Below are 25,422 nucleotides of genomic sequence, written 5' to 3'. Positions count from 1 at the left end.
CTTGAAAGCTAAATCAGGAACACCTGATTTTTCGTGTCAAAGGCCGTTCGCACCTTTAGATCGAGGAGCTCGTAAATGACTTTATTCCCCCAGGCGGGAACCCGCGTTGCCAAGCTGACAGTGCTTGGCATCGGCGTCGCCTTTATGGCAACGGCTTGCGGCGGTTCGTCCACACCCACGGCGTCCGAGACCGCCACCGGGTCAGCGGCAGGCATCGCCTGCCCGGCGCCCGGCACCACCAGTAGCAGCGCACCGGCTGCTGACGCGGGCGGCGCGGTCCCTCCGTCCAAGGGCACAACCAAGACTCCGCTGAAGCTCGGCTCTCTCCTGCCCACCACCGGTTCGCTGGCCTACCTGGGCCCACCGGAAATTGCCGGCGTTAACCTTGGTGTTAAGGAAGTCAACGATGCCGGCGGCGTCCTCGGCAAGCCTGTTCAGGTAGTCCACCGCGACTCGGGCGACACCAAGACGGATATCGCAACCCAGTCCACCTCTGCTTTGCTCGGCCAGGGGGTCAACGCCATCATCGGCGCAGCCTCCTCCGGCGTTTCCAAGACCGTCATCAACCAGATCACGGGCGCCGGTGTGCTGCAGTTCTCGCCCGCCAACACCTCGCCGGACTTCACCACGTGGGACGACAAAGGCCTGTACTGGCGTACGGCGCCCTCCGACGTTCTCCAGGGCAAGGTCCTGGGTAACTACATGGTCACCTGCGGTGCCCAGACCGTCGGCATGATCGTCCTGAACGATGCCTACGGCACGGGGCTTGCCACCAACATCAAGGCAGCGTTTGAGTCAGCCGGCGGCAAGGTGGTGGCTGAGGAGCTCTTCAACGAGGGCGACACCCAGTTCAGCAGCCAGGTGGACAAGGTTATTGCAGCCAAGCCCGATGCAATCGCCCTGATCACCTTTGACCAGGCCAAGAGCATCGTGCCGCTGATGACCGGCAAGGGTGTGAAGGCCAGCCAGATGTTCCTGGTGGACGGCAACACCTCGGATTACAGCAAGGACTTCCAGGCCGGCACGATGGAAGGAGCCCATGGCACCTTCCCGGGAACCTTCGCCAACGAATCCTTCACCAAGAAGCTTCTTGAAGTGGACCCGGCACTGAAGGACTTCACCTACGGCGGCGAATCCTACGATGCCGTGAACCTGATTGCACTGGCATCCGAGGCCGCCGGCAGCACCAGTGGAGTTGAAATCGCCAAGCAGCTCAAGGGAGTTTCGGAAGCCGGCGAGAAGTGCACCAGCTTCCCCTCCTGCGTCACCCTGCTGCGTGAGGGCAAGGACATCGACTACGACGGCCAGTCCGGCCCTGTAACCTTCTCCGACGCCGGTGACCCGACAGAGGCCTACATCGGCATCTACGAATACACCAACGACAACAAGCTCAAGCCCCTCCAGTCGGAGTTCGGCAAGCTGTAACGCCACCCGCAACACCAAAGAGCCCCTGTCCAACCGACAGGGGCTCTTTGTGTGGCGTTCGCCTTTACTCGACAGTGTCGGCCAGCGTGCCAAGATACAGCTGAATGACCTTGGGGTCCTTCATCAGTTCACGGCCGGTGCCCGTGTAGGCATCCCGGCCCTGGTCCAGGACGTAGCCGCGGTCGCAGATCTGCAGGCAACGCCTGGCGTTTTGTTCCACCATGATCACCGAGACGCCCGCGCGGTTGATCTCATGCACGCGCAGGAAGGTTTCGTCCTGCTTGACGGGGGAGAGGCCCGCGGACGGCTCGTCGAGCAACAGCACTGCCGGATCCATCATCAGCGCCCGTCCCATTGCCACCATCTGGCGCTCGCCGCCTGAGAGGGAGCCGGCGCGCTGGGCCCGGCGCTTGCCGAGTTCAGGAAACAGGCTGGTGACGAAGTCGAACCGTTCGGCGAAGTCCTTGGGACGCTGGAACATGCCCATCTGCAGGTTTTCCTCGATGGTCAGGGTGGCGAAAACGTTGTTGGTCTGGGGGACGAAACCTACGCCCCGGCTCACCAGCTTGTTCGCCTTCAGGCCTGTAATGTCCTGCCCGCGCACCACCACTGTTCCGGAATGGACCTTGACGAGGCCGAACATTGCCTTCAACAGGGTCGACTTGCCGGCTCCGTTGGGCCCGATGATGCCGATCAGTTCGCCTTTGCGGGCCTCGATGCTGCAGCCGTTCAGGATGTTGACGCCGGGAAGGTAACCGGCCACCAGATCGGTGACCTTGACCACCGAGTCGCCGTCGCTGACGGGCTGGGCGGCGGGTGCTGCGCTGGTGCTGCTCATTGACTGTCCTTCTCTGTGGTGCCGGTCTCCGTGCTTCCGTGACGGCCGCGCGGTTGGTCGCGCTGAGGCTGGCCTTCCTCGGTGTGAACGCGGCTGTCGCCCTCTCCGGCCACGACGTCGACGGCGATGATGCCCGCATTCTCTGTTCCGACGATGGATTCTTCGTCAGCCACCAGTTCTGCTGCAAGTTCCTTGATGCCCTCGGAGTCGCCGAGGTCCACGTCATGGTGCGCGCCCAGGTAGGCGTCGATGACAGCGGGGTTCTTCATGACTTCCCCCGGGGGACCTTCTGCAACCACCTTGCCCTCTGCCATCACCACCACCCAATCGGCGATGTGCCGGACCATGTGCATATCGTGTTCGACGAAGAGAACCGTCATGCCTTCGGCTTTGAGGTTCTTGATGTGATCGAGCAGGGATTGCGTCAACGCAGGGTTGACTCCTGCCATGGGTTCATCAAGCATCACCAGCTTGGGCCGCACCATGAGGGAACGGGCCATTTCCAGGAGCTTCCGCTGGCCGCCGGAAAGGGACGCTGCGTAGTCGTCCTTTTTCGCGTCCAGCTTGAACTTCTCCAGCAGGACATCGGCCTCGGCGGTAATCTGCTTCTCCCGGCCGCCCCAGATGCCCTTGAAGAGTGCCTTGGCGAGGCTCTCACCAGGTTGGTTCGCGGCGCCGAGGCGCATGTTTTCCATCACGGTGAGCTTGCCCATGACCTTGGTGAGCTGGAACGTGCGGACCATTCCCATCCGGGCCACCTTGTAGGGGGACACCCCTGCCAGGCTCTGGCCTTCGAACTGCCACTTGCCGCTGTTCGGCGTATCAAAACCGGTCAGCAGGTTGAACAAGGTTGTTTTGCCGGCTCCGTTGGGGCCGATCAAAGCGGTGATTTTGTGCCGGGGAATTTCCAGGTAGTCGACGTCCACCGCATTGATGCCGCCGAAGCTTCGCGTGACGTTCTCTGCGACGACGATAGGATCCCGTTTCTTGCACCCGGGGCCGGTTTCGTCGGCTGCTATGGGACGGCTGTCGGTCATGTAGTCCGGTTCCCCGGCACGTGCGGTGGTGGGTTCTTCGCTGTGCTTGCTCATGCGAACGCCAGCTCCTTCTTGTTTCCGAAGACGCCCTGCGGCCTGAAGATCATCAACAGCATGAGGGCGACGCCAACCAGGATGTAGCGCAGCTGCCCGGCCTGGACCGTGTTCAGCCACGTGACGGCACCGGACTCGATCAGGCCATAGAGGATCCCCTGGGTCAGGGAAAGGACCACCCAGAAGATCATTGCACCGATGACCGGGCCGAGGACTGTGGCCATGCCACCGAGCAGGAGGCAGGTGTAGAGGAAGAACGTGAGTTCCGTTCCGTAGTTTGCCGGCTGCACGGATCCTCGGGGCAGGGTAAAGACCATGCCGGCGAGGGCACCCAGTACGCCGCCGATGATGAGGGCCTGCATCTTGTAGGCATAGACGTTCTTGCCCAGTGAACGCACGGCGTTCTCGTCTTCGCGGATGCCCTTAAGCACCCGGCCCCAAGGGCTCCGCATGAGCAGCCACACGAGCGTACAGCAAAGGATGACCAGCGCCCACGCCACGATGCGGATAAAGAAGTCGCGGTTGTTCATGCCGAAGTAGGAGCCCTCAGGGAACGGGTTCATGGAGTAGAACCCCCCTTCGAAGGCAGCCAGCCCGTTGGCCGATCCGGTCACCGAGGTGAGCTGGTTGGTGGTTACGACGTACCGCACTATTTCGGCCGCCGCGATGGTAACGATGGCGAGGTAGTCGGCGCGCAGCCTCAGGGTGGGGATGCCGAGCAGCAGCGCAAAAATCGCTGAGGCAATGACGGCGATCAGCAACCCCACAAAGAACGGCACGCCGAAGGAAAGGGTTGAGATGGCGAAGCCGTAGGCGCCCACGGCCATAAAGCCGGCCTGGCCGAAGTTGAGCAGCCCGGAGTAGCCGAAGTGAACAGCGAGGCCGAGTGCGGCCAGGGCGTAGGCCGCCGTCGTTGGGCTGAAAATCTCCCCGGCGGCGCTGGCAAGAATGAATCCAAAGTCCATGGCTGTCTCCTAACCCACGCGCTCGCGTCGGCCCAGGATTCCCTGCGGCCGGAACAAGAGGACAACGATCATGATGAACAGGGCTCCCACGTATTTGAGGTCGGCGGCGAGGCCGAACACTGTGGTCAGCTCCACAAAAATGCCGACGATGATGGAACCGATCAGGGCACCAAAGACGGTCCCCAGGCCGCCGAGGGTAACTCCGGCGAAGATCAGCAGGAGGATCGCGGAGCCCATGTCGAAAGTGACGCCGGGACGGTAGTACGCCCAGAGGATGCCGCCAAGCGAGGCCAGCATGCCGCCGGTGATCCAGACAAGCCGGATCACGCCGTCGACGTCGATACCCGAAGCCGCCGCGAGGGCCGGGTTGTCCGCTACTGCACGGGTGGCTTTGCCCAGCCTGGTTTTCAGCAGGACGATGCCGATCAGGGCGATCACCACAGCACTGATACCCAGGGACCAAAGGTTGTTGGGCGAGATGGATACCGGGCCAAGCTGGATTTCCGGGCTTTGGGCAAAAGGCAACTGCTGGGTGGCGCCGCCGAAGAAGAACTGGATGACGTACCGGACGGCAAGGGCAAGGCCGATGCTGACGATCATCATGGGCACCAGGCCCGTGCCGCGGCGCCGCAGAGGCCGCCACAGCCCCCTGTCCTGGACGTAGCCGAACAATCCGCCGCCAAGCAATGACAGGATGATGGCCAGCCAGAACGGAAGTCCGATTGCGTTGAATGCAAACACCAGCACCGCACCGAGGGTGACCATCTCACCATGGGCGAAGTTTGTCAGGCCGGTAGTGCCGAAGATGAGCGAGAGTCCCACGGACGCCAGCGCCAGGAGCAGGCCAAAGCTTAACCCGGCCACAAGGCGGTTGAGCAGGTTCTGGCCAAAGTCCTGCTGCTGGACCACGATGCCCTTGCCGAAGGCAAAGATCACCGAAAGGTTGGACGTCTGGCTGAACGTTACCTCGCGGGGATTCTCTTGGCCCTCCGCGAGGGTGATGCCCTCCGGCAGGGTGGATTCGTCCAACTCCACGGTATAGGTGCCCTGCTCGGGCACCCCGATGCTCCAGGACCCGTTCGCGGACGACCTTGCAGTGCCGGTGAAATCTCCGCTCGTGGCGGTGATGGTCACATCGGCCAGTGGCGCCCGCGCATCGTCCCGGAGGAAGCCGCTGATGTTGTTTTGGAAGGTCTGATTCGACGGGGATGGTGTCGGCGAGGGGGAAGTGGCCTGGGATGCCGGGGCCGCCACGAGGAGGATTGCCAGGATGGATGCGCTGATGGCTCCCAACAGTCTTAGCAACCTGCGGCGCCCTCCGGCCCGCAGGCCTTGGGATGTACTTCTCAAATTGAAAACCTCCACTTGGGGGGCGGTCTCGGCTGCGCCATTGCAACCGCTGCGAACGGATGCAGGGCTGGGATGATGCCATAATGCCCTGCACCCGTCACGCATGTGAGTTCCGTCACCCTGCTTGGCTTATGCTACAGCCCGGAAGAACCGATAAATGCCGCGATTGGGGGCGTCAGGATAGCGATCAGGTAACAACTGCGCGGCGCCGGGAGCCCGAACCGCCGGGAAAGCGGGAGGAAACCTTTGTTGATCCATGGTGCTTCCTGCCGGCTGCCACCCTGCTGGAGGCCGTCATGAAACCGCATGGCCCGCTTCAACACGTCACGGTTGGGTTGCACCCGCCCGCGGCGGGGAACTTTTAGCGGTGCAAGGACGTGAAAATTGGTAGCGTAAACCATAAGGTTCACAACACATCCCCTATTGGAGGAATCCCGCAATGGCACTTGGCGGCAACCCGATCTTCAACGGAAGAAGCTTCCGTGGAGCCACCCAGGCACCGCCTGTCCCGCAGGCTCCCTACGGCCAGGCTCCCTACGGCCAGCAGCCGTACGGCCAGGCTCCTTACGGCCAGCAGGGCTACGGACAGCAGCCCATGACCGACGAGCAGCTGCAGCAGATGTACAACCAGCCGGCAGCCGGCCCCGCCGACACCGGCCGGATGACGTTCGACGACGTTATCGTCAAGACGGCCGCCTGCCTCGGTGTCGTGGTTGCCGGTGCTGCCGTCACCATGTTCGTCAGCATGGGCCTCGCATCGCTCCTGATGATCGTGGGCGCCCTCGGCGGTTTCGTTCTGGCCCTGGTCAACACCTTCAAGAAGCAGCCCTCGCCGGCGCTTATCCTGGCCTACGCCGGACTGGAAGGCCTTTTCCTCGGTGGCCTGACCCGCATACTCGACGCGCAGTTCCCGGGCGTCGGCCTGCAGGCAGTGATCGGCACATTGTCCGTGTTCGCCGTGACCCTCGTTCTGTTCAAGAGCGGCAAGGTCCGCGCCACGCCCAAGGCCATGCGGTTCTTTATGATCGCGATCATCGGCTACGCGGTGTTTTCCCTGATCAACATGGTCATGATGATGACCGGCGCCGTCCAGGAGCCGTTCGGCCTGCGGACCCAAATGGAGATCTTCGGTATCCCGCTTGGTGTTTTCATCGGCCTGCTTGCCATCGGCCTGGCTGCCTTCTCGCTGATCATGGACTTCACCAGCATCGAAGCAGGCGTCCGCAGCGGCGCCCCGCAGCGCTTCTCCTGGACCGCCGCCTTCGGCCTCACCGTCACCCTCGTGTGGCTCTACGTGGAGATCATCCGCCTGCTGGCGATCCTCCGCGGGGACGACTAACCCCCACAGCGGCCTCCCGCCGTCGGACGCAAAGCGCAGCCAGCTAAAAGTTGAGGGCCCCACCGGACGGTGGGGCCCTTAGCTGTTTTAGGGGAACTAGGCAATCCGCATGGCGCCGGCTGCCGGAGTCACGGTGAAGATCTCCGGCGCTGTGAAACCGGCAGCAGCGAAAGCCTTGGCGACGGCGTCGCGCACCTTTTGCTCCGAGCCCACCGGTGTGAGCGCGATGGCCGCGCCGCCAAACCCGCCACCTGTCATCCGGGCGCCGATGGCGCCGCTGGCACGGGAGGCCTCCACCGCCAGGTCGAGCTCCGGGCACGAAATTTCAAAGTCGTCGCGCATGGACGCGTGGCTCGCGTCCAGGAGTGGGCCGATTGACGCCGGCCCCTCAGCCGCGAGGAGGTCCACAGTCTGGAGGACGCGGTCATTCTCGGTGACCACATGGCGAACCCGGCGGAACGTCACTTCGTCCAGTAACCCTGAGGCTTCCTCCAGTTCACCTACCTGGACATCCCGCAGTGCCTTAACGCCCAGCACCTCAGCGCCCAGCTCGCAGGACGCGCGCCGGGACGCGTAGCCGCCGTCGGCATGGGAGTGGGACACCTTGGTGTCGATGACCAGCATCACCAGGTCTGCCGGCTCCGTTTCGAACGGAACCAGGCTGACGTTCTGGTCCCTGCAGTCCAGGAAGACGGCGTGGCCTTTGGATCCGCGCAACGAGGCGGATTGGTCCATAATGCCCGTGGGCGCCCCCACGAAATCGTTTTCGGCCTGCTGTGTGGCCAGGACCATGTCCTCTGCCTGCAGCCCGGCGCCGGTCAGTTCATTCAGTGCGGAGATGACCGCGCACTCGATGGCGTGGGAGGAGGAGAGCCCGGCACCGAGCGGGACGTTCGAGTCCAGCAGCAGGTCAACGCCCGGCACCTCGATGCCCTTCTGGCGAAGCGCCCACATGACACCCAGCGGATACTTCGTCCAGCCTTTGGCTGAACCGGGCTGCAGGGAATCCAGCGTGGTGGTCACCACGCCCTGGTCCCCGTACGTGGACAACAGCCGCACGGAGTTATCAGGGCGCACTGCTACTGCCACGCGTGCTGTCCGGTCAATCGCGAAGGGCAGGACGAACCCCTCGTTGTAGTCCGTATGCTCACCGATCAGGTTCACGCGGCCCGGCGCCTGCCAGATGCCGGCGGGAACCCCGCCAAACTCCCGGGTGAACCGGGCGGCCAGGTCCTCGGTACCGGTGCCTTCCGGTACGGTCAGCGGGTCAGATGCGGCACTCACGCGGAAGCTCCTTGGGGCAGGGCTGCCCGGAGGGCAGCGGTGGATGGTGTTGAAGCCGGAACGGTGACGCTGCGCAGGCGCTCGGCCACGCTTTCCGGGGTGGTGTCATTAATGAAGGCGCCCATCGCTGCCTCAGAACCGGCGAGGAACTTCAGCTTGTCGGCAGCCCGCCGCGGGGAGGTCAGCTGGAGGTGGAGGTAGCTTGCGGGACGTAGCAGGTCGTCCAGCGGGGCCTGGTGCCACGCGGAGATGTACGGCGTTGGCGTGGGGTAGAGCGCGTCCAATCGTTTGAGCAGGTCAAGGTAGACATGCGCCAGTTCATCTTTTTCTTCCCCGCTCAGCCCTGCCAGATCGGAAACCTGGCGGTGGGGAACCAGATGGATCTCCAGTGGCCAGCGGGCAGCAAACGGAACGTAAGCGCTGAAGTTTTCGCCCTCCAGGACCATCCGGCTGCCATCTTCGCGTTCGGAGCGCAGCAGCGAGCCCGTGAGGGTCTCCCGGCCGTCCGCCGCATCGTAGAACTTCCGGGCAGCCGCGCCCAGGACACCTGCGCGCGGCGTCACGTAGGGATAGGCATAGATTTGGCCATGCGGATGGTGGAGAGTTACGCCGATATCCGCGCCGCGGTTCTCGAAGGGGAAGACCTGTTTGATTCCGGGGAGCGCGCTCAGGGCTTCGGTGCGCTGCGCCCATGCCTCAATCACTGTGCGGGAGCGGGCTTCGCTGAGGCCGCTGAAGGATCCGGTATGGGCCGGGGTGAACGCCACCACTTCGCAGCGGCCGTAGGCGGGTCCCGTTGTTCCCCAGGCCGCTACCGCAGGGACCGTGCCCAGAACCGGGCCAAGCGACGGGAAGCGGTTCTCGAATACCACAACGTCGTAGTCGTCAGCCGGTATCTCTGAAGGATTGCCGGCGGTAGTGGGGCAAATGGGACACTGGTCCGCCGGCGGCAGGTGGGTGCGGCTTTGGCGGTGGGCTGCTACAGCCACCCATTCGTCGGTGAGGGCATCGAAACGCACTTCGCCCGGCTCGCCCCTGTTGGGCAGGCCGCGGTGGTCCGTGGTGGTGTCCGCCGTCCGCGCTTTGGGGGCGTGGGCGTCGTCGAAATAGATCAGCTCCCTGCCGTCAGAGAGCCTGGTGCTGGTGATTCCCGTCATGAACCGTCCTTTGGGTGTTGCTGCAACTTAACAATATTGTGTCACAGATCGCCCAAAAAGGAATAGAAGCAAACAAAACAGAACAAATGCCGGGTGCGCGGGCAATGGCAGCGCTGTACGGTATTGCTCATGACTTCCGATTCACCCCACGAAACCAGCGTCGCTTCAGGCTACCGGGCATACGCCACCGGCCGGCAGTATGAACTCCGGCGGGGAGACGCCCTGGCAGTGGTCACCGAACTGGCTGCCGGACTCCGCTTGTTCAGCCGGGCGGGCGTCCAGCTCACTGAAACTTACGGCGACGACCAGATCCCGCCGGGCGGGTGCGGTATTACCCTGGCCCCGTGGGCCAACCGGGTGGAAGACGGCCAGTGGTTCCTGGACGGCAAGAAGCAGCAGCTGGCCATCACAGAGGTGGCGCGCCACAACGCCAGCCACGGACTCCTCCGCAACGCCTCCTACACGCTGGTTGACGAGTCCCAGCATTCTGTGACGCTCGAGGCCACCATTTTTCCGCAGCACGGTTACCCGTTCCTGGCACGGCACCGTGTGCAGTACCTCCTCAACGAAGACCTCGGCCTGGTGGTCCGGCAGACGCTGGCCAACCAGGCCAAGGCGCCGGCGCCGTTCGTCCTTGGGGCACACCCGTATCTGCGGCTGGGGGACGCCGCCATCGAGGACCTGGTGCTGACTGTTGCTGCCGACACCCAATTGCTTGCTGACGAGCGCCTCATTCCGCGCAGCAGCGCTCCGGTCCAGGGCGATACGGACTTCCGGGCAGGGCTGCACATCGCGCCGCTAAGCGTGGACGTCGCCCTGACCGGCCTGCAGTTCGAGGACGGCAAGGCCCGTCACACTTTGGCGGCACCGGATGGCCGGCAGGTGAGCCTTTGGCAGGACGAATCCTGCCAGTACGTCCACGTTTACGTCAGTACCCAGTACCCCGGCCGCAGCCGCGCTGTGGCTGTTGAACCCATGACCGGTCCCGCCAATGCCTTCAACTCCGGCGACGGCCTTCGCTGGCTGCAGCCGGGTGAGTCCTTCACCATGTCATGGGGGATCGATTACCGCGCAGGGGACGCCGGCTAGCAGTTTCCCATTAGGCCACGGCTGGGGAATTATTAGGCTATGACGCCAGCCGAGGATCCCGTTTCGCCCGACCCTCAAACCCTATTACGGCAACCATCCGCTGCACCGGCAACAGGAACTGCACCGGCAACAGGAACTGCGCCGCTCCGGGTTCTGACAGACCGTGAACTGGACAGGGACATTCCCTACGGGGTGCGCATCGCCGCGTCCTGGGCCTGGCGCCTGGGACTCATCCTCCTTGTGGGCGGTGCACTGGTGTGGCTGCTGAGGGGGATCAGTTTCCTGATCATTCCGGTGATGGTTGCGGCCCTTTTGGCCGGGCTCCTGAGTCCGGTGGTGAGCTGGCTGAAACGGGGCAGGGTGCCCGGCGGAGCGGCTGTGGCCATCACCGTGGTGGGTTTCCTGGGCCTGATCGGCGGATCACTGGCGCTGGTGGGCAGGCAGCTCGTCGCCGGATTCGGGGAGCTCTGGTCTGAGGCGCTGACCGGCATACGCCAAATACAGGACTGGTTGTCCGAGGGGCCCCTCCACCTGACGGCCGACCAGATTGACAGGTACCTGCAGGAAGCCACTACGGCGCTGCAGGACAACACCAGCAGTATCCTCAGCGGTGCGCTGTCATTCGGCAGCACCGCGGGGCATTTCGCGGCGGGACTGGTACTCGCGCTCTTCGTCCTCATCTTTTTCCTGCTGGAAGGCGACCGGATTTGGGCTTTCCTCGTCCGGCTGCTGCCCCGGAAGGCACGCGCGGCGACGTTCGGCGCAGGGCGTAAGGGCTGGGCATCAATGGTGAGCTATGCGCGCATCCAGATGTTCGTCGCATTTGTCGATGCCGTGGGCATCGGCGTGGGTGCGGCGATTATCGGCGTCCCGCTGGCGCTGCCACTGAGCGTGCTGGTGTTCATCGGTTCGTTCATCCCCATTGTTGGTGCACTGGTGACCGGTGCCATAGCAGTACTGCTTGCATTAGTGGCTAATGGCCCCATCAACGCCTTGATCATGCTCGGCATAGTGCTGCTGGTGCAGCAGTTGGAAAGTCACATCCTTCAGCCCCTCGTGATGGGCAAGGCCGTAGCTTTGCATCCCGTGGCTGTGATCCTGTCGGTAGCGGCCGGATCCTACCTGGCCGGAATTCCGGGCGCGCTGTTCTCGGTGCCCATCCTCGCCGTCGCAAACTCGGCCGTTCGCTACATCGCCGCCAGAACGTGGGAACATGAACAGGTGCTGGCAACGCCTGCAGGCCCGGTGGCTGCCGGGACTGGCCCGGACAACACCATTACGCATGTTGACCCGCCGGACGCCCTCAAGGGCGGCAAGGACGCCGCAGCCAGCACCGACGCAGAACAACCTGACGCCCGTTCCGACGACGCGGCGCCGGGGCCAAAATCCAGAGGAGATTAGTCCGTGAACATCCTTGAAACCCTTCCCGTCACGCTGGACGATGTCCTGGAGGCGCAGAAGCTGCTCGACGGGATTATTGCGCGGACTCCCGTGGAGTCATCCCGGGCCCTGGGCGCGCTCGTCGGCGGCGACGTTTACCTCAAGTGTGAAAACCTCCAGCGGGCGGGATCATTCAAGGTCCGCGGTGCGTACGTGCGGATGGCGCGGCTGTCCCCGGAAGAAAAGAAGCGGGGGGTGGTGGCCGCGTCCGCAGGCAACCACGCCCAAGGTGTTGCCGTGGCCGCCAAGAGCCTGGGCATCAAAGCCCGGATTTACATGCCGCTGGGGGTGGCCCTTCCCAAACTTGCTGCGACCCGCGGCCACGGCGCAGAAGTCATCCTGCACGGACACAATGTCGACGAGGCGCTCGCCGAGGCGCAGCGGTACAGCAATGAAACCGGCACAGTCTTCGTCCACCCCTTCGACAACGTGGACGTCGTCGCAGGGCAGGGCACGTTGGGGCTCGAAATCCTGGAACAGGTGCCCAACGTTGACACCGTCCTCATGGGCGTAGGGGGTGGCGGGCTCCTGGCGGGCGTCGCGGTCGCCATCAAAGCCCGGGCGAAGGAACTGGGCCGGGAGATCCGCATCATCGGCGTGCAGGCGGAGAACGCCGCGGCATATCCGCCCTCGCTCGCTGCTGATGCACTCGTGCCCTTGAAAAAGGTGTCCACCATGGCAGACGGTATCGCCGTCGGGCGCCCGGGGCAGCTTCCCTTCAGCATCATCCGGGAGCTGGTGGACGACGTCGTCACGGTCAGCGAAGATTCCCTGGCGCGGGCGCTCATTTTCCTGCTGGAGCGGGCGAAGATGGTGGTTGAGCCCGCCGGTGCTGTGGGCGTGGCCGCCCTCATGGACGGGAAGATCGAGAATCCGGGAACCACGGCCGTGGTCCTCTCGGGCGGCAACATCGATCCGATGCTGATGCTGAAAGTCATCCAGCGGGGCCTCTCCGCCGCGGGACGCTACTTGACGGTCCGCATGATGCTGGATGACCGTCCGGGTTCGCTGGCCACCATCGCCCGGATCATTGCCGAGAACGACGCCAACGTCACCGGCCTGGACCACACGCGGGTGGGTGGGTCCATCAGCATGGGTGACGTCTCCATTACCGTCAACCTGGAAACCAAGGGGCACGAGCACGGCGAGCAGGTCCTCAGCGCGCTTCGCGCGGAGGGTTTCCAGCCCATCGTGGTGCACTAGGAGGGACCATGGCCGGACTGATGGGCAGCGGGGGTCCTGGGGAGCAGCGGACCATTGCTGCCCGGGCAAAGGGCGGATTGCTGGTGCTGGGCGGCTTTGTGGCGCTGCTGTTCGCCATCGAACTGTTCAACGCGCTGATGCTGCGCTCTCTGAACCGGACGTTCGGACTGAGACCCAGGAGCGCCGACGGGCTGCTGGATATCCTCACGTTCCCGCTCCTGCATGCCAACCTGAACCACTTGCTGTCCAACAGCCTGCCGCTGATAATTTTCGGCTTCCTGGTCTTTTTGTCCGGACTGCGGGTGTTCCTGACGGCACTGGCTTTCAGCTGGCTCGGTTCCGGGCTGACTGTGTGGCTTATTGGGAACGGCGGCATTACGGTGGGGGCTTCCGGGCTGGTCTTCGGGCTGTTCGCTTTCCTGCTGGTCCGCGGCTTTTTCAACCACAGCTGGCGGCAGATTCTGCTGGCGGTTGTCCTGTTTATGGGCTACGGCAGCATTCTGCTGGGCATCCTGCCCCTCGTGGCCGGGTATGTCTCCTGGCAGGCGCATCTTGGCGGCGCGGCCGGTGGGGTGGTGGCAGCGCTGCTCCTGAGGCCCCGCACAGCCACGGGCTCGAGGTCCTGAATTCGTTTGCTTAAAACAAAACGCTGGCCGCCCCCGGAGGGACGGCCAGCGTTGCGGTTAAGGCTTACGACTATGCGGCGTACGGCTTGGCTGAAAGGATCTCGACTTTGATGTCCTTGCCGTTGGGGGCGGTGTAGCTCAAGGCGTCGCCTTCCTTGTGGCCAAGGATGGCTGCGCCCAGCGGTGACTTCTCGCTGAACACGTCGAGATCGGAATCGCCCGCGATTTCGCGGGAACCGAGCAGGAAGGTCTCTTCGTCGCCGGCGATCCTGGCGACCACGATCATGCCGGGTTCAACGATTCCGTCATCTGCCGGAGACTCGCCCACGTGGGCGTCACGAAGCAGGGCAGTGAGCTGGCGGATGCGGGCCTCGATCTTGCCCTGCTCCTCCTTGGCCGCGTGGTAGCCACCGTTTTCCTTGAGGTCACCCTCTTGCCGGGCTGCTTCAATCTTCTGGACGATCTCTGCCCGGCCAGCGCCGGAAAGGTGGTCCAGCTCTGCCTTCAGGCGGTCAAAAGCTTCCTGGGTAAGCCAGGCTGCAGCTGCGCTGTTGGTGGTAGACACGGACTTCTCCTCTAATGGTCCTACATGCAAAAGACCCCGCCACGGTGGCCACTTGTGGAACAGCAACCAGCTCAGCGGGGTAAAGGTATTGCTCCATTGTAGTCAATCCTGTGGATTTAACCCAACAAGGAAGCGGCGCGCATCACACCTTGCGGACCTGCCTCAACCTAGTCGCCGGGAATCCAGCAGCTGTCCACCACGCCGGACACGGACAGTGACTCGGTCCTGACCGGGACCCGCTGTGAAACGGAACGCCCGCCGTCGGCTGTTCCATCAGCCTCCGACGGAGGAATGTCCACAACTTTCCATCCCACTACAGCGAACTTTGAATCCAAGGCCTTGACAGCACATTGCACCGAGGTTCCGGGTTCCCTGGTCACCTGGAAGTCCACCTCCGCCAGCGTGGCGTCAGTGGTGACATAGCCGATGTCCTTGAAGCTCACGTCGTTCAGGGAATTCGACGTGGAAACCCAGGCCATAAAACCAATGCCTGCGGCCAGGGCGACGCCTGCGATGGTGCGCTTGGCGGCAGGGGAAAGCCGGCGCTTTTTAGCGCCATAACGATTGGCTAGGCTAGTGTTCGCGGGCTCGGAGTCGGCCGACTGTTCCGGGGAAGTCACCAAACCAGTTTAGTGCCCCTTCCGTCAGAGCTTTCCCGGCCGGCGGCGCAGCAGGCCGCGAAGCAAGCCCGCCCGTTCAGCGAACCGTTCAGCAGCCATCAAGCCGCAAGAAAGAATAAGGAGCCGTCCTTCCATGACAGCGTCCAGCAACTCCCACGCACCGCTCCGGCTGCTCGCCGTCCACGCCCACCCCGACGACGAGTCCAGCAAGGGTGCCGCCACGATGGCCATGTACGCCGCGTCCGGGGTGGACGTTATGGTGGCCACCTGCACGGACGGCTCCCGGGGGGACATCCAGAACCCGGCGGTGGAAGGCGAACCCCATCCCAAACGGGACATGGCCGGCGCCCGCCGCCTGGAGATGGAACGGGCAGCCCGGATTTTGGGCATCAAGCAGCGGTGGCTGGGCTTTGTTGATTCGGGCCTGCCCGAAGGGGACCCGCTTCCGCCGCTGCCGGCCGGGTCCTTCGGCACCCTGCCGCTTCACCACGCGGCAGCCCCGTTGGTCCGGCTGGTCCGCTCCTTCAAGCCGCATGTCATCCTTAGCTACGACGAAAATGGCGGCTATCCTCACCCGGACCACATCATGGCCCACCGGGTTGCTGTTGAGGCCTTCGACGCTGCAGGCGATCCGGCGCGTTATCCGGATGCGGGTGAACCCTGGGAACCGGGCAAGCTGTACTACGACCGGGCCTTCAGCCCGGAGCGGTTCCGTGCACTGCATTTCGCGCTGGAGGAAGCGGGACTCCAGTCCCCGTACGCCGAGCGGCTGGCCGCGTGGCTGGAGTCCGACGCCGAGGGCCACACTCCGCCGCCCGCGCCCCACCCGACCACTACGCAGGTGGACTGCGGGGACTTCTTTGAGGTGCGCGACGACGCCTTGCGGGCACACCGCACGCAGGTGGATCCGCTGGGGTTCTTCTTTGCCGTATCCCCGGAAATGCAGCGCCGGGCGTGGCCTTGGGAAGATTACTCCCTGATCCAGTCCAGGGTGCCCTCAGAGCTCCCGGAGAAGGACCTGTTCGCGGGGCTAAGATAGAAACGGCAGGCAATTTCTATGCCGCGTAGAAGAGGCGCCCGGAACCGGGCCGCCGGATCTGCTGCCTGCTGACACCCGTTCCATAGAAGGTATTCAACGTGCATCGTCTGCTTCTCAACCTGGCTACCACCCCGTCCCCCCTGCCCACACCCTCGCTGCGGGAGGGGATCTCCGAGGACCAGGTAACACCGGGCCTGTTGGGATTCATCATGACGGCATTTTTTGTGGTGGCCACTGCCCTGCTGATTGTGGACATGGTGCGCCGTATCCGGCGGGTCCGCTACCGCGCCCAGGTGGAGGAAGACCGCATTGCCGCAGCTTCTGCGGCCGACGTCGAAGCGGCGGAAGCCGCGGAGGCAGGCTCGGCACCGGCTGGCTCGGGAGCGGCAGGCCCTGCCGCCGGTTCAGCGTCCGGAGATTCCTACCAGGGTCCTTCCGACGGCGCAGCGGACGCCGATCCGGGAAACCGCCGGCACTAGAGCCATAAGGGTTCCCCTCCTTGTCCCCGCGCCTCCTTGTCCCCTCGCCATGGCCCCGAGCCTGGTGCCGCACGGCAGGCAGCCAGGACGGGACCGGCAGTCCTAGCCCAGCACCGCCAGGGCTATTGCCGTGAAATGCGCAGCGAAGGCCACCACGGTCAAGGCATGGAACAGTTCGTGGAAGCCAAAGTGGTGGTAGCTGAAGTTGGGCTTTTTCAGGGCGTAAAACACGGCACCGGTTATGTAGAGCACGCCGCCCACGCAGATGAGGACGGCGGCGGGGACGCTGGCCTGGAAGAACTGCGGCAGGTAGAAGAGCGCGCCGCAACCCAGGGCGATGTAGATCGGAACGTAGAGCCAGCGGGGCGCCTCGGTCCAGAGCAGCCGGAACAGCACGCCCAGAATGGCGCCGGACCAAATGACCCACAGCAACAGGACAGCCTGGGGCCGTTCCAGCAGGGTCCAGGCGAGGGGGGTGTAGCTGCCGGCGATGACGAGCATGATGTTTGTATGGTCCAGCCGCTTGAGCACCATCTTCACGCCCGGTGACCAATTGCCCCGGTGGTACACGGCGCTGACTCCGAACAGCAGCACCCCAGTGGCCGCGTAGATGGCCGACGTAATCTTGCGGTCAGTGGTCGGCGCCAGCAGCACCAGGACAATTCCCGCCGCGAGTGCCAGCGGCGCTGTAACAGTGTGGATCCAGCCGCGCCACTTCGGTTTGATCATCAGGAGCCCGGCCAGCCGCTCGGCTGCCTCGTCCATGGCGTTTGTGTTGGCGTTCGTTTCCGCGCTGGCCTCGGCGCCTGTGTTGGCTTTCGGCTGCGGCGTCCGGGGACCCTCCGGGGTGTCGCTGTTCATGGCTCCAGAATAACTTACGGGCCGGTAAGTTACTGCTCAGTAACTATTGGTCACGCCGTGCCGCGGGAGGGGAGGGGCGCCCCCCTCCCCGGCGGACGGTAGCCTAGGATGTGCAAAGCCGAACGTACAGCAAGGAAGTCAGGTGAGAGACTGCGTGGAGTTGCCCGGGTTCCTCTACGGCTTTTACGAGCGCCGGCTGCTTAAGGATCTTGCGCGCGACCGCATCCCCCGGCACATCGGCGTCATGGTGGACGGCAACCGGCGTTGGGCCAAACAGTTCAACGCGCCCACCAGCCAGGGCCACCAGGCGGGTGCAGACAAGATTCATGAATTCCTCGGCTGGTGCCAGGAACTCGGAGTCAAGGTGGTGACGCTCTACATGCTGTCCACGGACAACATGAACAGGTCCAGCGAAGAACTCGACCTCCTGATGGGCATTATTGCCAACACTTTGGACCGGCTGGATGAGGACGCGAACATCTCGGTGCACGCCATGGGTGCTCCCGAGTTGCTGCCGGACTATCTCGCGGAGCGGCTGAACAAGCTCACGGCCCGCACGCCGGTCCGCGAAAAGATCCACGTCAATGTGGCCGTGGGGTACGGCGGACGCCGGGAAATTGTTGACGCCGTGCGCGAACTCCTGCACGATGCCGTCGCAAAGGGCACGGACATCGGCAAGCTCGCGGACGACCTCTGCGTGGACGATATTTCCCGGTTCCTCTACACGCGGGGCCAGCCGGATCCGGACCTGGTGATCCGCACCTCGGGTGAACAGCGGCTCTCCGGGTTCCTGATGTGGCAGAGCGCCTACAGCGAGTTCTACTTTTGTGAAGCCTTGTGGCCTGCCTTTCGCAAAGTGGACTTCCTGCGCGCCCTCCGCGATTACGCCGGCCGGCAGCGGCGCTTCGGCTCCTGACATTCCGGGTTCACCGACAGTTCACACGGCCGCAACAGGAATCGCCGCGTAATGGTTGTGGAAATTACTTCCGATGGATTTACGTTGTATCCATCAGCAGGCAAACCGCCGGCTGATCGGGGAGGCCAGTACATGGAGCGGAACATCGCACCGGTTGTATGGGAGGCCGGACCCGGCCTCGTGGCCGAGCCGCCTCACCACTAACAATTCCGGGCATGCGCCCGGGGCTGGAGTCGATGTGGCTACTTCTGAACAACTGCCCGCGGTCCTTTCCGACCAGGGACAGAAAGCTACCTCTCGCGCCACGCGAGCCACCTCAGAGACCGGCACGGCAGAAGATGCTGCGGCCGGTTTTGCTGTCTCCGGAAGGAAAGCCACCATCCACACGTTCGTGATCGACACCTCCGTCCTGCTGTCCGACCCGCGTGCGCTGCTGCGCTTTGCGGAACACGAGGTGATCGTGCCGGTGGTGGTCATCACCGAGCTCGAGGCCAAGCGGCACGACCCCGAACTTGGCTACTTCGCCCGCAAGGCGCTCCGGCTCCTCGATGATCTTCGGGTCAAACACGGCGGCCTGAGCCAGCCGATCCCCATCGGCGACGACGGCGGCAGCCTCATGGTGGAACTGAACCACATCTCCGCCGAGGTGCTGCCGCTGGGATTCCGCAGCGGTGACAACGACAGCCGCATCCTCGCGGTCGCGAAGAACCTCGCCAACGAGGGCCGGGACGTCACCGTGGTGTCCAAGGACCTGCCCATGCGGGTCAAGGCGTCGGCCATGGGGCTTACTGCGGACGAGTACCGCAACGAACTGGTGAAGGACTCCGGCTGGACAGGCGTGGCGGAGGTGGAAGCCAGTGAGCAGGAGGTTGCCACCCTGTATGGGCACGAACCAGTGTTCATCCCGGCGGCAGCGGAAATGCCGGTCAACACAGGCCTGGTCCTGCTGTCCAACCGCGGCTCCGCACTCGGCCGGGTCGGGGCCGACAAGCAGGTCCGGCTGGTGAAGGGCGACCGTGACGTGTTCGGCCTGCACGGACGGTCCGCGGAGCAGCGGCTCGCCATCGACATGCTCATGGATCCCGCCGTCGGCATCGTCTCCATCGGCGGCCGGGCAGGCACCGGCAAGTCGGCCCTGGCCTTGTGCGCGGGCCTGGAAGCGGTGCTGGAGCGCCGCGAGCACCGCAAGGTGATCGTTTTCCGGCCCCTTTACGCAGTGGGCGGGCAGGAACTGGGCTACCTGCCCGGATCCGAGTCCGAGAAGATGAACCCCTGGGCGCAGGCAGTCTTCGACACCCTCGGGGCACTGGTCAGCCAGGAAGTGGTGGAGGAGGTCATGGACCGCGGCATGCTCGAGGTCATGCCCCTCACCCACATCCGTGGACGCTCCCTCCACGACGCCTTCGTCATCGTTGACGAGGCCCAGTCACTCGAGAAGAACGTCCTGCTGACCGTCATGAGCCGCATCGGCCAGAACTCGAAGATCGTCCTGACCCACGACGTCGCCCAGCGCGATAACCTCCGCGTGGGACGCCATGACGGAATCGCCGCCGTCGTCGAAACCCTGAAAGGGCACCCGCTCTTCGGCCACATCACCCTGACCCGCTCAGAGAGGTCCCCGATCGCCGCCCTGGTGACCGAACTGCTCGAAGGCTAAGCCGCCTCATCGGATAGGTGCCCGAGGCACCCTTCCTCTGCGTGCTGGCTCCTTCGTCGCCTCCGACGCACGCTGCCGGAGGGCTGCCTCGGGCACTCGGCCGGTGCCAGTGCTTCGCGTAGGAGCGCATCGCCGACCAGAGCGTTGTGCAGGTCGCCCAGCGACCGGAGCGGCGCGGCGGGAGGTGTCTAAGCGACGGCGAAGTGCTGGTGGCGGACGAACCCAGCCGAAGCCACGCGCTCAAGTGATCTGCAGGAACTTCGCCGCTGGTTCGTGGCCCTTCACTTGTAACTCCCAGTCGGGGCGTTTGAAGGTTTCAGGGGTGAGCCGCACGTGCTGGACTGATTCGACTTTGGTGCCCCAGGCATTCCTGGTGATGCCGTTCAGTTCGTAGCCGAGGGAGCGGGAGACGCCGAGGGAGGCGTCGTTCCAGCTGGCGGCTTCGGACTCGGCCACTTCCGCGCCCAGCCAGTCGAAGGCGTAGAGTGCGACGGCGGCGCGCATCTCCTTGCCCAGGCCGCGGCCCTGCATGGATTGGGTGAGCCAGGATCCAGTGGTGACGGTCTTGAGCCTGGCGAAGTCCTTGGCGCCAACATCCTGGCAACCGATAAAGCTGCCTTCGTGCCAGATGCCCAGGAGCAGGGTCCAGGATTCGGTGGAGCACTCGGCGCGGCAGCGCCAGTACCAACGGGCCATGTTGGGCCCCAGCTCGTCCACGGCAAGCTCGGTCCACGGGGTGCTGAACGGACTCCTGCCGACTTCATGGATTCCGCTTTGCGCGGCTGCGACAGCCGCGGGGATGTCCTGATCCGAAATGGGGCGGAGTTCCAGCCGGGGCGTGGCCAGCCGGAGACCGAAAAGTGGCCAAACGTCGTTCAGTGAGGTCATCCGCGAAGCCTAGCGGATGAGCTAGTGCGGGTCTTGTCACAGTCAGGCCGGGACGTCCCACGGGATGTGCTGCCGGACATCAGTGAGGCTCATGGACTGGGCCAGGAACAGGTCATCCAGCATGTACTCGTCCACGGCGATGATGCGCAGCCAGTGACCGTACTCTTCCGTCTCCGGCTCCAGGGACTGGCTCGCCACGCACACGCCGGTGCCGAGGTCCACCCGGATCCGGGATCTGCCGGGAAGGCACAGCGGCGCGGCAGGATGGGCCGGATGGTAGGCGGCCGTGGGCAGCACCACTGCCTCGAGGACGGGGCGACCCTCGTGCTCGTGCTGCCTGACCTCCTGGACTTCCACGGTGTTGCTGCCGGGAAATTCAAGGGGTACGGGGGCGTTTCCGGCCAGCTCCACCGGGTCCAGGGCTGCGGAGAACCGCCCGTTGCCGAACCCGGGCTCGCCGTAGGCTGCTTCAGGCCGCCGGCGCACCAGTCCATGGTCGTCGTACACGGGGGTCACAAGATGCGGGGGCAGGAGCCACGACTTCCGAGTGGCGCTGACATACAAGCCGTCCTTGGAATCATTGATCCCGGTTGTGCTGTGCAGGACAAGTCCGTCTGCGGTTTCAAGTCGCAAAGCACCCGGACGGCGCAGCCACGCCCGGACCAAGGGCGCCGCAGGATCGGGCGCGTCTGCGAAGGGCTCATCCCAATACTCGAAGCGCAGGGACTGCCATTTCCAGGGCGAGGACCTGCAAAGGTTTCGGAATATCGCCGGGTCCGCGGCGGCTGAAGTCCTGTCCGGATCCATTCGGTGCCGGGAGTCCCACGTCGCCATATCCACAGTTTACGCGCGGGCGGTGCGCCGTCGAGCGGAAATCCAGTAGCATCCGAGGGTGATCCAACGACTGGGCGAACTATGGCCGCACACCCCGCTGGCCTTCTGGCTGGTGCTTGCTGCCTGCGCGTACTTCGGGGTGATGGCCGTCCGCCTGACGGTGATCGACGTCCGGCATCACCTCCTGCCCAACCGGATCGTCTTCCCCTCCTACGCTGTGGCCGGTGTCCTGCTCCTCACGGCTGCTGCCTTTGCCGGAGCCGGTACCGGCGCGGACCCGGGTCCTGCTGGTCCGCCCGCCGGACTGATGGCTGTGCCGGCGCTGCGCGTAGTGGCCGGAGCCGCAATCCTGTGGCTCTTTTACTTCATACTGCGGTTTGCGTACCCACCGGGCATGGGGTTCGGGGACGTGAAACTCGCCGGGGTCCTGGGCATGTACCTCGGCTACCTGGGGTGGGGACACCTGTTCGCCGGCACTTTCCTGGCCTTCCTTTTGGGCGGCCTCTGGTCCATCGCGCTCCTGGCCGCCCGCAGGGGGACACTGAAATCGTCAATTCCCTTTGGTCCGTTTATGCTCGCCGGGGCAGCGGCTGCGATGCTCCTTCCGGCCTGAACTATAGTTGCCCGGGCGGACGGGAGCCCGGTCGTTTTAAGGCAGGCAAGCAGTTCGGTAGGCTGGCGGAATGCCTGCGCCTGACTACATCCTGAAACTTCGCAAGAAAATCGGTAACGATCCGCTCTGGGTCCCCGGCGTCCGGGGTGTGGTGGTTGATGATTCGGGGAGGGTGCTGCTAGCCCAGCGTGCCGACAACAAACAGTGGGCGCTGGTCAGCGGGATGCTTGAGCCGGGGGAGCAGCCTGCCCGTGGGCTGGTGCGGGAGATTTTTGAAGAAACGGCAGTAGTGGCCGAACCGGAGCGCGTGGTGTCTGTGGGGGCAGTGGGTCCGTTCACGTACCCCAACGGCGACGTGTGCGAGTTCCTGGACGTGGTGTTCCTTTGCCGCTATGTCTCCGGGGCGGCCCGGGTGAACGACGACGAATCGCTGGCTGTCGCCTGGTTCGGCATGGATGAACTTCCTGAGCTGATGCCCGGGCACCTCACCAGCATCCACCGCGCCCTGGCTCCGGCCGACGCCGCCCACTTCGAACCCTGACCGGCGCCTCACAGGCAGCTCCGGGAGGAGACAGCACAGGGGCGCCGCATCCCCCAAGACTGCGGCGCCCCTGCGGGCTTAGCCCGCAGCGTTGTCATGCAGGCAGTACGACGGCGGTCAGTGGCGCTGGGAGACCAGCCCGCCGTCGTCCTTGACGCTGTCCCGCTGCTCCGCGGCTTCCGCCGTTGCCTCCACCGCTGGGCCGGGCAGCCCGGCGGCGAGGCGCTCCGCCTCCTCGCCGCCCACGGCTTCGCCGCGGGCCACCATGCCGGCAGTGTCCGAAAGCGGGATCTGCTTCAGCGTGAGGGCCAGGAGCAGCGCCAACGCAATAAACGGGATGAGGTACCAGAACACCGGGGCGAGTGAATCGGCATAGGCGTTGACGATCGCGTCGCGCAGCTGATCCGGAAGCTGGTTCAGGGCCTGCGGATCCAGGGTGCTGGTGGACTGTGCAGCCTGCTCGGCAGAGGCGCCAGCGCCGGTGAACGCGCCGGTCAGGGATTCGGAAAGCCTGTTGGTGAAGATCGCACCAAAGATCGCGACGCCCATGGCCGCACCAACCTCACGGAAGTAGTTGTTGGTGCTGGTGGCCGTGCCGATCTGGTCCGCGGGGACGGCGTTCTGCACCACCAGCACCACCACCTGCATGATCAGGCCGAGGCCTGCGCCGAAAATGAACAGCTGGACGCAGATGACCCAGATGGGGGTGGTGGCGGCGAGGGTGGTCATCCAGAGCATGGCGGCCATGGTGAGGGCCGCTCCCAGAATGGGGAATATTTTGTACTTGCCGGTTTTGGAGATCCGGATGCCTGAATAAATGGACGTGCCCATCAGGCCCGCCATCATGGGCAGCATCAGCAGTCCGGACTCGGCGGCCGAGGTGCCGGAGGACATCTGCAGGAACGTGGGGACGAATGCGATGGCGGAGAACATGCCCAGGCCCAGGGTGAAACCGATGGCGGTGGCATTGACGAAGATCCGGTTGCGGAAGAGGCTGAGCGGGATGATGGGGTCCTCGGCGCGGCGCTCCACCAGCACGAAGGCAGCAGCGGACAGCACCATGCCGGCGCCGAAGGCCCACGTGAGGGGCGAATCCCAGCCTTCGTCCTTCTTGCCGCCGAAATCAGTGAAGAAAATCAGGCAGGTGGTGGCGGCCGAAAGCAGCACCACGCCCAGGATGTCGATCCGCTTTTCAGCCTTCTTGTTGGGCAGCGTCAGGGTGAACCAGGCGATGGCGAACGCTGCGATGCCGATCGGGATGTTGATGTAGAAGGCCCATTCCCAGGTGAGGTGGTCCACAAAGAAGCCGCCCAGCAGGGGACCGGCTACGGCGGAGAGGCCGAAGATGGCGCCGAGCGGGCCCATGTACTTGCCGCGGTCCTTGGCCGGCACAATATCGGCAATGATCGCTTGGGACAGGATCATCAGGCCGCCGCCGCCCAGGCCTTGGATGGCGCGAAAGATCACAAAGCCCCAAAAGTCGGTGGCAAGGGCGCAGCCCACGGACGCCAGGGTAAACAGTGCGATGGCTACCAGGAACAGGTTGCGCCGGCCCAGGACGTCGCCGAACTTGCCGTAGATGGGCATCACGATGGTGGTGGCGAGCAGGTAGGCGGTGGTGATCCAGGCCTGGTGTTCCACGCCGCCGAGCTTGCCCACGATGGTGGGCATGGCGGTGGAGACAATGGTCTGGTCCAGGCTGGAGAGCAGCATCCCGGCGATCAGCGCCGAGAAGATGATCCAGATGCGTTTCTGGGTCAGCAGCAGGGGGCCCGCTGGTGGCTTGGTGGCAATACTCATGGTTGTCCTTCTGCGGCGGTGGTTTCCGGCTGGTCGTATGGCTGTGAGAAGAGGAGGCTCGCTGCGGAGATGTTTTCCATCAGCAGCTCTTTGTAGGGGCGCGTGTTGCCGTCGGCGAAGTAGGCCATGCTGGTTTTCCGGGCGATGGTGCTGAGCAGCGTGACAGCCATCTGGACCACGGGGTGGTCAGTGGCGACGCCTTCCCGCTGGGCGACGTCACGGGCGAACTGCGCTTCCCGCCGCTCGGTGACGCCAATGAGGCGGAGGATCAGCTGGGGCTCTTTTTTCACGACGGCGATCAGCTGGCGGGTCTCCTCCTCGGAGGCCTCCATGTCTTCGGACAACCGAAGGGAAAGCCGGACGAGGTCCCGGAAGAGCGTGGGGGACATTTCGCCGCGTGGCGAGGAGGCGCCGCCGTCGATGAACTCCTGGAGGATGTCAGCGGGCATGTCCTCGTCCGCATGGCCGATCACGGCGTCTTCCTTTGCCGGGAAGTAGTTGAAGAACGTGCGGCGGGAGATGGCGGCGCGCTCGCAGACTTCCTCCACGGTGTAGCCGGTCAAGCCGCGCTCGGCCGTCAAGGCGCGGGCGGCTGCGGTAATCGCCGCCCGGGTTGCGGCGCGCTTCCGCTCGCGGAGGCCGCCTTCAATTACTGCACTATCGTTCATAAAGTAAAGTTTTGCACTATCAAATAGTTAGTGCAACTTCATCGGCATCCGAGCGAGTTTTTGTCCAGGTATGCAGCTTTTAGGGGCCGGAAGCCTGCATATCTGGACAATAACTCCGAGGGTGGGGAGGGGGC

25 protein-coding genes are annotated in these 25,422 nt (G+C 64.3%); 12 read left to right on the top strand and 13 right to left on the bottom strand.

Translation table 11 applies throughout. The annotated features are described in order from the left end of the window. The first annotated feature begins 75 nt into the window (after nucleotides 1-75). Nucleotides 76-1,425 (top strand): ABC transporter substrate-binding protein, encoded by a 1,350-nt coding sequence (locus tag AC50X7_RS15245; protein WP_307095948.1) that lies wholly within the window; start codon nucleotides 76-78, stop codon nucleotides 1,423-1,425. A 64-nt stretch (nucleotides 1,426-1,489) separates the two neighbouring features. Here AC50X7_RS15245 and AC50X7_RS15240 read toward each other — a convergent pair whose 3' ends face one another. From AC50X7_RS15240 to AC50X7_RS15225, 4 genes are read right to left on the bottom strand one after another with little or no spacing between them, the layout of a single operon-like run. Beyond that, nucleotides 1,490-2,263, bottom strand: a complete 774-nt coding sequence (locus tag AC50X7_RS15240) for an ABC transporter ATP-binding protein (protein ID WP_307095947.1) — start codon at nucleotides 2,261-2,263, stop codon at nucleotides 1,490-1,492. Then, the gene (locus AC50X7_RS15235) at nucleotides 2,260-3,354 is read right to left on the bottom strand and encodes an ABC transporter ATP-binding protein (protein WP_494979791.1); all 1,095 of its coding nucleotides are present in this window, start codon (nucleotides 3,352-3,354) and stop codon (nucleotides 2,260-2,262) included. Before AC50X7_RS15235 ends, AC50X7_RS15240 begins: the two co-directional genes overlap by 4 nt. After that, on the bottom strand, nucleotides 3,351-4,319 hold the full coding sequence (locus AC50X7_RS15230) for a branched-chain amino acid ABC transporter permease (RefSeq protein WP_494979790.1): 969 nt from the start codon (nucleotides 4,317-4,319) through the stop codon (nucleotides 3,351-3,353). The genes AC50X7_RS15235 and AC50X7_RS15230 overlap by 4 nt, the downstream gene beginning before the upstream one ends. Before the next feature lie 9 nt (nucleotides 4,320-4,328). Continuing rightward, nucleotides 4,329-5,624, bottom strand: coding sequence for a branched-chain amino acid ABC transporter permease (locus tag AC50X7_RS15225; protein ID WP_494979789.1), 1,296 nt, complete (start codon nucleotides 5,622-5,624; stop codon nucleotides 4,329-4,331). 484 nt (nucleotides 5,625-6,108) lie between these two features. On the opposite strand from AC50X7_RS15225, the gene AC50X7_RS15220 reads away from it, so the two are divergent. After that, nucleotides 6,109-7,008 carry a Bax inhibitor-1/YccA family protein gene (locus tag AC50X7_RS15220; protein WP_494979788.1) on the top strand — a complete coding sequence of 300 codons (900 nt, stop codon included), beginning with the start codon at nucleotides 6,109-6,111 and terminating at the stop codon, nucleotides 7,006-7,008. A 96-nt stretch (nucleotides 7,009-7,104) separates the two neighbouring features. On the opposite strand, the gene galK is transcribed toward AC50X7_RS15220, so the two are convergent. After that, nucleotides 7,105-8,292, bottom strand: coding sequence for a galactokinase (gene galK / locus AC50X7_RS15215; protein ID WP_494979787.1), 1,188 nt, complete (start codon nucleotides 8,290-8,292; stop codon nucleotides 7,105-7,107). Then, nucleotides 8,289-9,449 carry a galactose-1-phosphate uridylyltransferase gene (galT, locus tag AC50X7_RS15210; protein WP_494979786.1) on the bottom strand — a complete coding sequence of 387 codons (1,161 nt, stop codon included), beginning with the start codon at nucleotides 9,447-9,449 and terminating at the stop codon, nucleotides 8,289-8,291. The genes galK and galT overlap by 4 nt, the downstream gene beginning before the upstream one ends. A 129-nt stretch (nucleotides 9,450-9,578) precedes the next feature. Here galT and AC50X7_RS15205 point away from each other — a divergent pair, with 129 nt between their 5' ends. From AC50X7_RS15205 to AC50X7_RS15190, 4 genes are read left to right on the top strand one after another with little or no spacing between them, the layout of a single operon-like run. Next, nucleotides 9,579-10,538, top strand: coding sequence for an aldose 1-epimerase family protein (locus AC50X7_RS15205; RefSeq protein ID WP_494979785.1), 960 nt, complete (start codon nucleotides 9,579-9,581; stop codon nucleotides 10,536-10,538). Nucleotides 10,539-10,577: 39 nt separating this feature from the next. Further along, a complete protein-coding gene (locus AC50X7_RS15200) occupies nucleotides 10,578-11,939 on the top strand; it encodes an AI-2E family transporter (protein WP_494979784.1) in 1,362 nt (453 codons plus the stop codon). A 3-nt stretch (nucleotides 11,940-11,942) separates the two neighbouring features. Further along, a complete protein-coding gene (gene ilvA / locus AC50X7_RS15195) occupies nucleotides 11,943-13,181 on the top strand; it encodes a threonine ammonia-lyase (RefSeq protein ID WP_494979783.1) in 1,239 nt (412 codons plus the stop codon). 8 nt (nucleotides 13,182-13,189) lie between these two features. Continuing rightward, nucleotides 13,190-13,807 carry a rhomboid family intramembrane serine protease gene (locus AC50X7_RS15190; protein ID WP_494979782.1) on the top strand — a complete coding sequence of 206 codons (618 nt, stop codon included), beginning with the start codon at nucleotides 13,190-13,192 and terminating at the stop codon, nucleotides 13,805-13,807. Between the two features lie 70 nt (nucleotides 13,808-13,877). Here AC50X7_RS15190 and greA read toward each other — a convergent pair whose 3' ends face one another. Both greA and AC50X7_RS15180 read right to left on the bottom strand, forming a co-directional pair. Further along, the gene (gene greA, locus AC50X7_RS15185; protein ID WP_104042988.1) at nucleotides 13,878-14,372 is read right to left on the bottom strand and encodes a transcription elongation factor GreA; all 495 of its coding nucleotides are present in this window, start codon (nucleotides 14,370-14,372) and stop codon (nucleotides 13,878-13,880) included. 167 nt (nucleotides 14,373-14,539) lie between these two features. Next, nucleotides 14,540-14,992, bottom strand: a complete 453-nt coding sequence (locus AC50X7_RS15180; RefSeq protein WP_494979781.1) for a DUF4307 domain-containing protein — start codon at nucleotides 14,990-14,992, stop codon at nucleotides 14,540-14,542. Nucleotides 14,993-15,125: 133 nt separating this feature from the next. On the opposite strand from AC50X7_RS15180, the gene mca reads away from it, so the two are divergent. After that, nucleotides 15,126-16,031, top strand: a complete 906-nt coding sequence (gene mca, locus AC50X7_RS15175) for a mycothiol conjugate amidase Mca (protein ID WP_494979780.1) — start codon at nucleotides 15,126-15,128, stop codon at nucleotides 16,029-16,031. Nucleotides 16,032-16,129: 98 nt separating this feature from the next. Then, nucleotides 16,130-16,510 carry a hypothetical protein gene (locus tag AC50X7_RS15170; protein ID WP_307095931.1) on the top strand — a complete coding sequence of 127 codons (381 nt, stop codon included), beginning with the start codon at nucleotides 16,130-16,132 and terminating at the stop codon, nucleotides 16,508-16,510. A gap of 102 nt (nucleotides 16,511-16,612) precedes the next feature. Here AC50X7_RS15170 and trhA read toward each other — a convergent pair whose 3' ends face one another. Continuing rightward, nucleotides 16,613-17,275, bottom strand: coding sequence for a PAQR family membrane homeostasis protein TrhA (gene trhA / locus AC50X7_RS15165; protein WP_494979833.1), 663 nt, complete (start codon nucleotides 17,273-17,275; stop codon nucleotides 16,613-16,615). 250 nt (nucleotides 17,276-17,525) lie between these two features. Here trhA and AC50X7_RS15160 point away from each other — a divergent pair, with 250 nt between their 5' ends. Then, complete coding sequence (locus AC50X7_RS15160) at nucleotides 17,526-18,287, top strand: isoprenyl transferase (RefSeq protein WP_307097872.1); 762 nt, start codon at nucleotides 17,526-17,528, stop codon at nucleotides 18,285-18,287. Between the two features lie 238 nt (nucleotides 18,288-18,525). After that, nucleotides 18,526-19,944 carry an RNA 5'-3' helicase PhoH2 gene (gene phoH2, locus AC50X7_RS15155; protein ID WP_494979779.1) on the top strand — a complete coding sequence of 473 codons (1,419 nt, stop codon included), beginning with the start codon at nucleotides 18,526-18,528 and terminating at the stop codon, nucleotides 19,942-19,944. Between the two features lie 240 nt (nucleotides 19,945-20,184). On the opposite strand, the gene AC50X7_RS15150 is transcribed toward phoH2, so the two are convergent. Next, a complete protein-coding gene (locus AC50X7_RS15150; protein ID WP_494979778.1) occupies nucleotides 20,185-20,832 on the bottom strand; it encodes a GNAT family N-acetyltransferase in 648 nt (215 codons plus the stop codon). Nucleotides 20,833-20,874: 42 nt separating this feature from the next. Then, on the bottom strand, nucleotides 20,875-21,666 hold the full coding sequence (locus AC50X7_RS15145; protein ID WP_494979777.1) for a hypothetical protein: 792 nt from the start codon (nucleotides 21,664-21,666) through the stop codon (nucleotides 20,875-20,877). A gap of 58 nt (nucleotides 21,667-21,724) precedes the next feature. Here AC50X7_RS15145 and AC50X7_RS15140 point away from each other — a divergent pair, with 58 nt between their 5' ends. Continuing rightward, entirely contained in the window at nucleotides 21,725-22,279 is a 555-nt protein-coding gene (locus AC50X7_RS15140) for a prepilin peptidase (protein WP_494979776.1), read from the top strand. A gap of 70 nt (nucleotides 22,280-22,349) precedes the next feature. After that, the gene (locus AC50X7_RS15135) at nucleotides 22,350-22,820 is read left to right on the top strand and encodes an NUDIX hydrolase (RefSeq protein WP_494979775.1); all 471 of its coding nucleotides are present in this window, start codon (nucleotides 22,350-22,352) and stop codon (nucleotides 22,818-22,820) included. Nucleotides 22,821-22,937: 117 nt separating this feature from the next. Here the strand turns inward: AC50X7_RS15135 and AC50X7_RS15130 are convergent, their stop codons facing one another. Then, a complete protein-coding gene (locus AC50X7_RS15130) occupies nucleotides 22,938-24,620 on the bottom strand; it encodes an MDR family MFS transporter (protein WP_494979774.1) in 1,683 nt (560 codons plus the stop codon). Then, the gene (locus AC50X7_RS15125; RefSeq protein WP_494979773.1) at nucleotides 24,617-25,288 is read right to left on the bottom strand and encodes a TetR family transcriptional regulator; all 672 of its coding nucleotides are present in this window, start codon (nucleotides 25,286-25,288) and stop codon (nucleotides 24,617-24,619) included. Before AC50X7_RS15125 ends, AC50X7_RS15130 begins: the two co-directional genes overlap by 4 nt. Nucleotides 25,289-25,422 lie beyond the last annotated feature (134 nt).

It is taken from the genome of Pseudarthrobacter sp. Hb11 (assembly GCF_059383655.1).
The sequence above is the reverse complement of the archived record's forward strand: the minus strand, read 5'-3'. Positions and strand labels throughout refer to the sequence as shown.

Coding starts and splice junctions, on each gene's coding strand:
- AC50X7_RS15235 (WP_494979791.1), bottom strand. CDS start 3,354: ATGAGCAAGCACAGCGAAGAACCCACCACCGCACGTGCCGGGGAACCG.
- AC50X7_RS15240 (WP_307095947.1), bottom strand. CDS start 2,263: ATGAGCAGCACCAGCGCAGCACCCGCCGCCCAGCCCGTCAGCGACGGC.
- AC50X7_RS15220 (WP_494979788.1), top strand. CDS start 6,109: ATGGCACTTGGCGGCAACCCGATCTTCAACGGAAGAAGCTTCCGTGGA.
- AC50X7_RS15200 (WP_494979784.1), top strand. CDS start 10,578: ATGACGCCAGCCGAGGATCCCGTTTCGCCCGACCCTCAAACCCTATTA.
- AC50X7_RS15230 (WP_494979790.1), bottom strand. CDS start 4,319: ATGGACTTTGGATTCATTCTTGCCAGCGCCGCCGGGGAGATTTTCAGC.
- AC50X7_RS15135 (WP_494979775.1), top strand. CDS start 22,350: ATGCCTGCGCCTGACTACATCCTGAAACTTCGCAAGAAAATCGGTAAC.
- mca (WP_494979780.1), top strand. CDS start 15,126: ATGACAGCGTCCAGCAACTCCCACGCACCGCTCCGGCTGCTCGCCGTC.
- AC50X7_RS15150 (WP_494979778.1), bottom strand. CDS start 20,832: ATGACCTCACTGAACGACGTTTGGCCACTTTTCGGTCTCCGGCTGGCC.
- AC50X7_RS15145 (WP_494979777.1), bottom strand. CDS start 21,666: ATGGCGACGTGGGACTCCCGGCACCGAATGGATCCGGACAGGACTTCA.
- AC50X7_RS15245 (WP_307095948.1), top strand. CDS start 76: ATGACTTTATTCCCCCAGGCGGGAACCCGCGTTGCCAAGCTGACAGTG.
- AC50X7_RS15190 (WP_494979782.1), top strand. CDS start 13,190: ATGGCCGGACTGATGGGCAGCGGGGGTCCTGGGGAGCAGCGGACCATT.
- trhA (WP_494979833.1), bottom strand. CDS start 17,275: ATGGACGAGGCAGCCGAGCGGCTGGCCGGGCTCCTGATGATCAAACCG.
- AC50X7_RS15130 (WP_494979774.1), bottom strand. CDS start 24,620: ATGAGTATTGCCACCAAGCCACCAGCGGGCCCCCTGCTGCTGACCCAG.
- AC50X7_RS15205 (WP_494979785.1), top strand. CDS start 9,579: ATGACTTCCGATTCACCCCACGAAACCAGCGTCGCTTCAGGCTACCGG.
- galT (WP_494979786.1), bottom strand. CDS start 9,449: ATGACGGGAATCACCAGCACCAGGCTCTCTGACGGCAGGGAGCTGATC.
- AC50X7_RS15125 (WP_494979773.1), bottom strand. CDS start 25,288: ATGAACGATAGTGCAGTAATTGAAGGCGGCCTCCGCGAGCGGAAGCGC.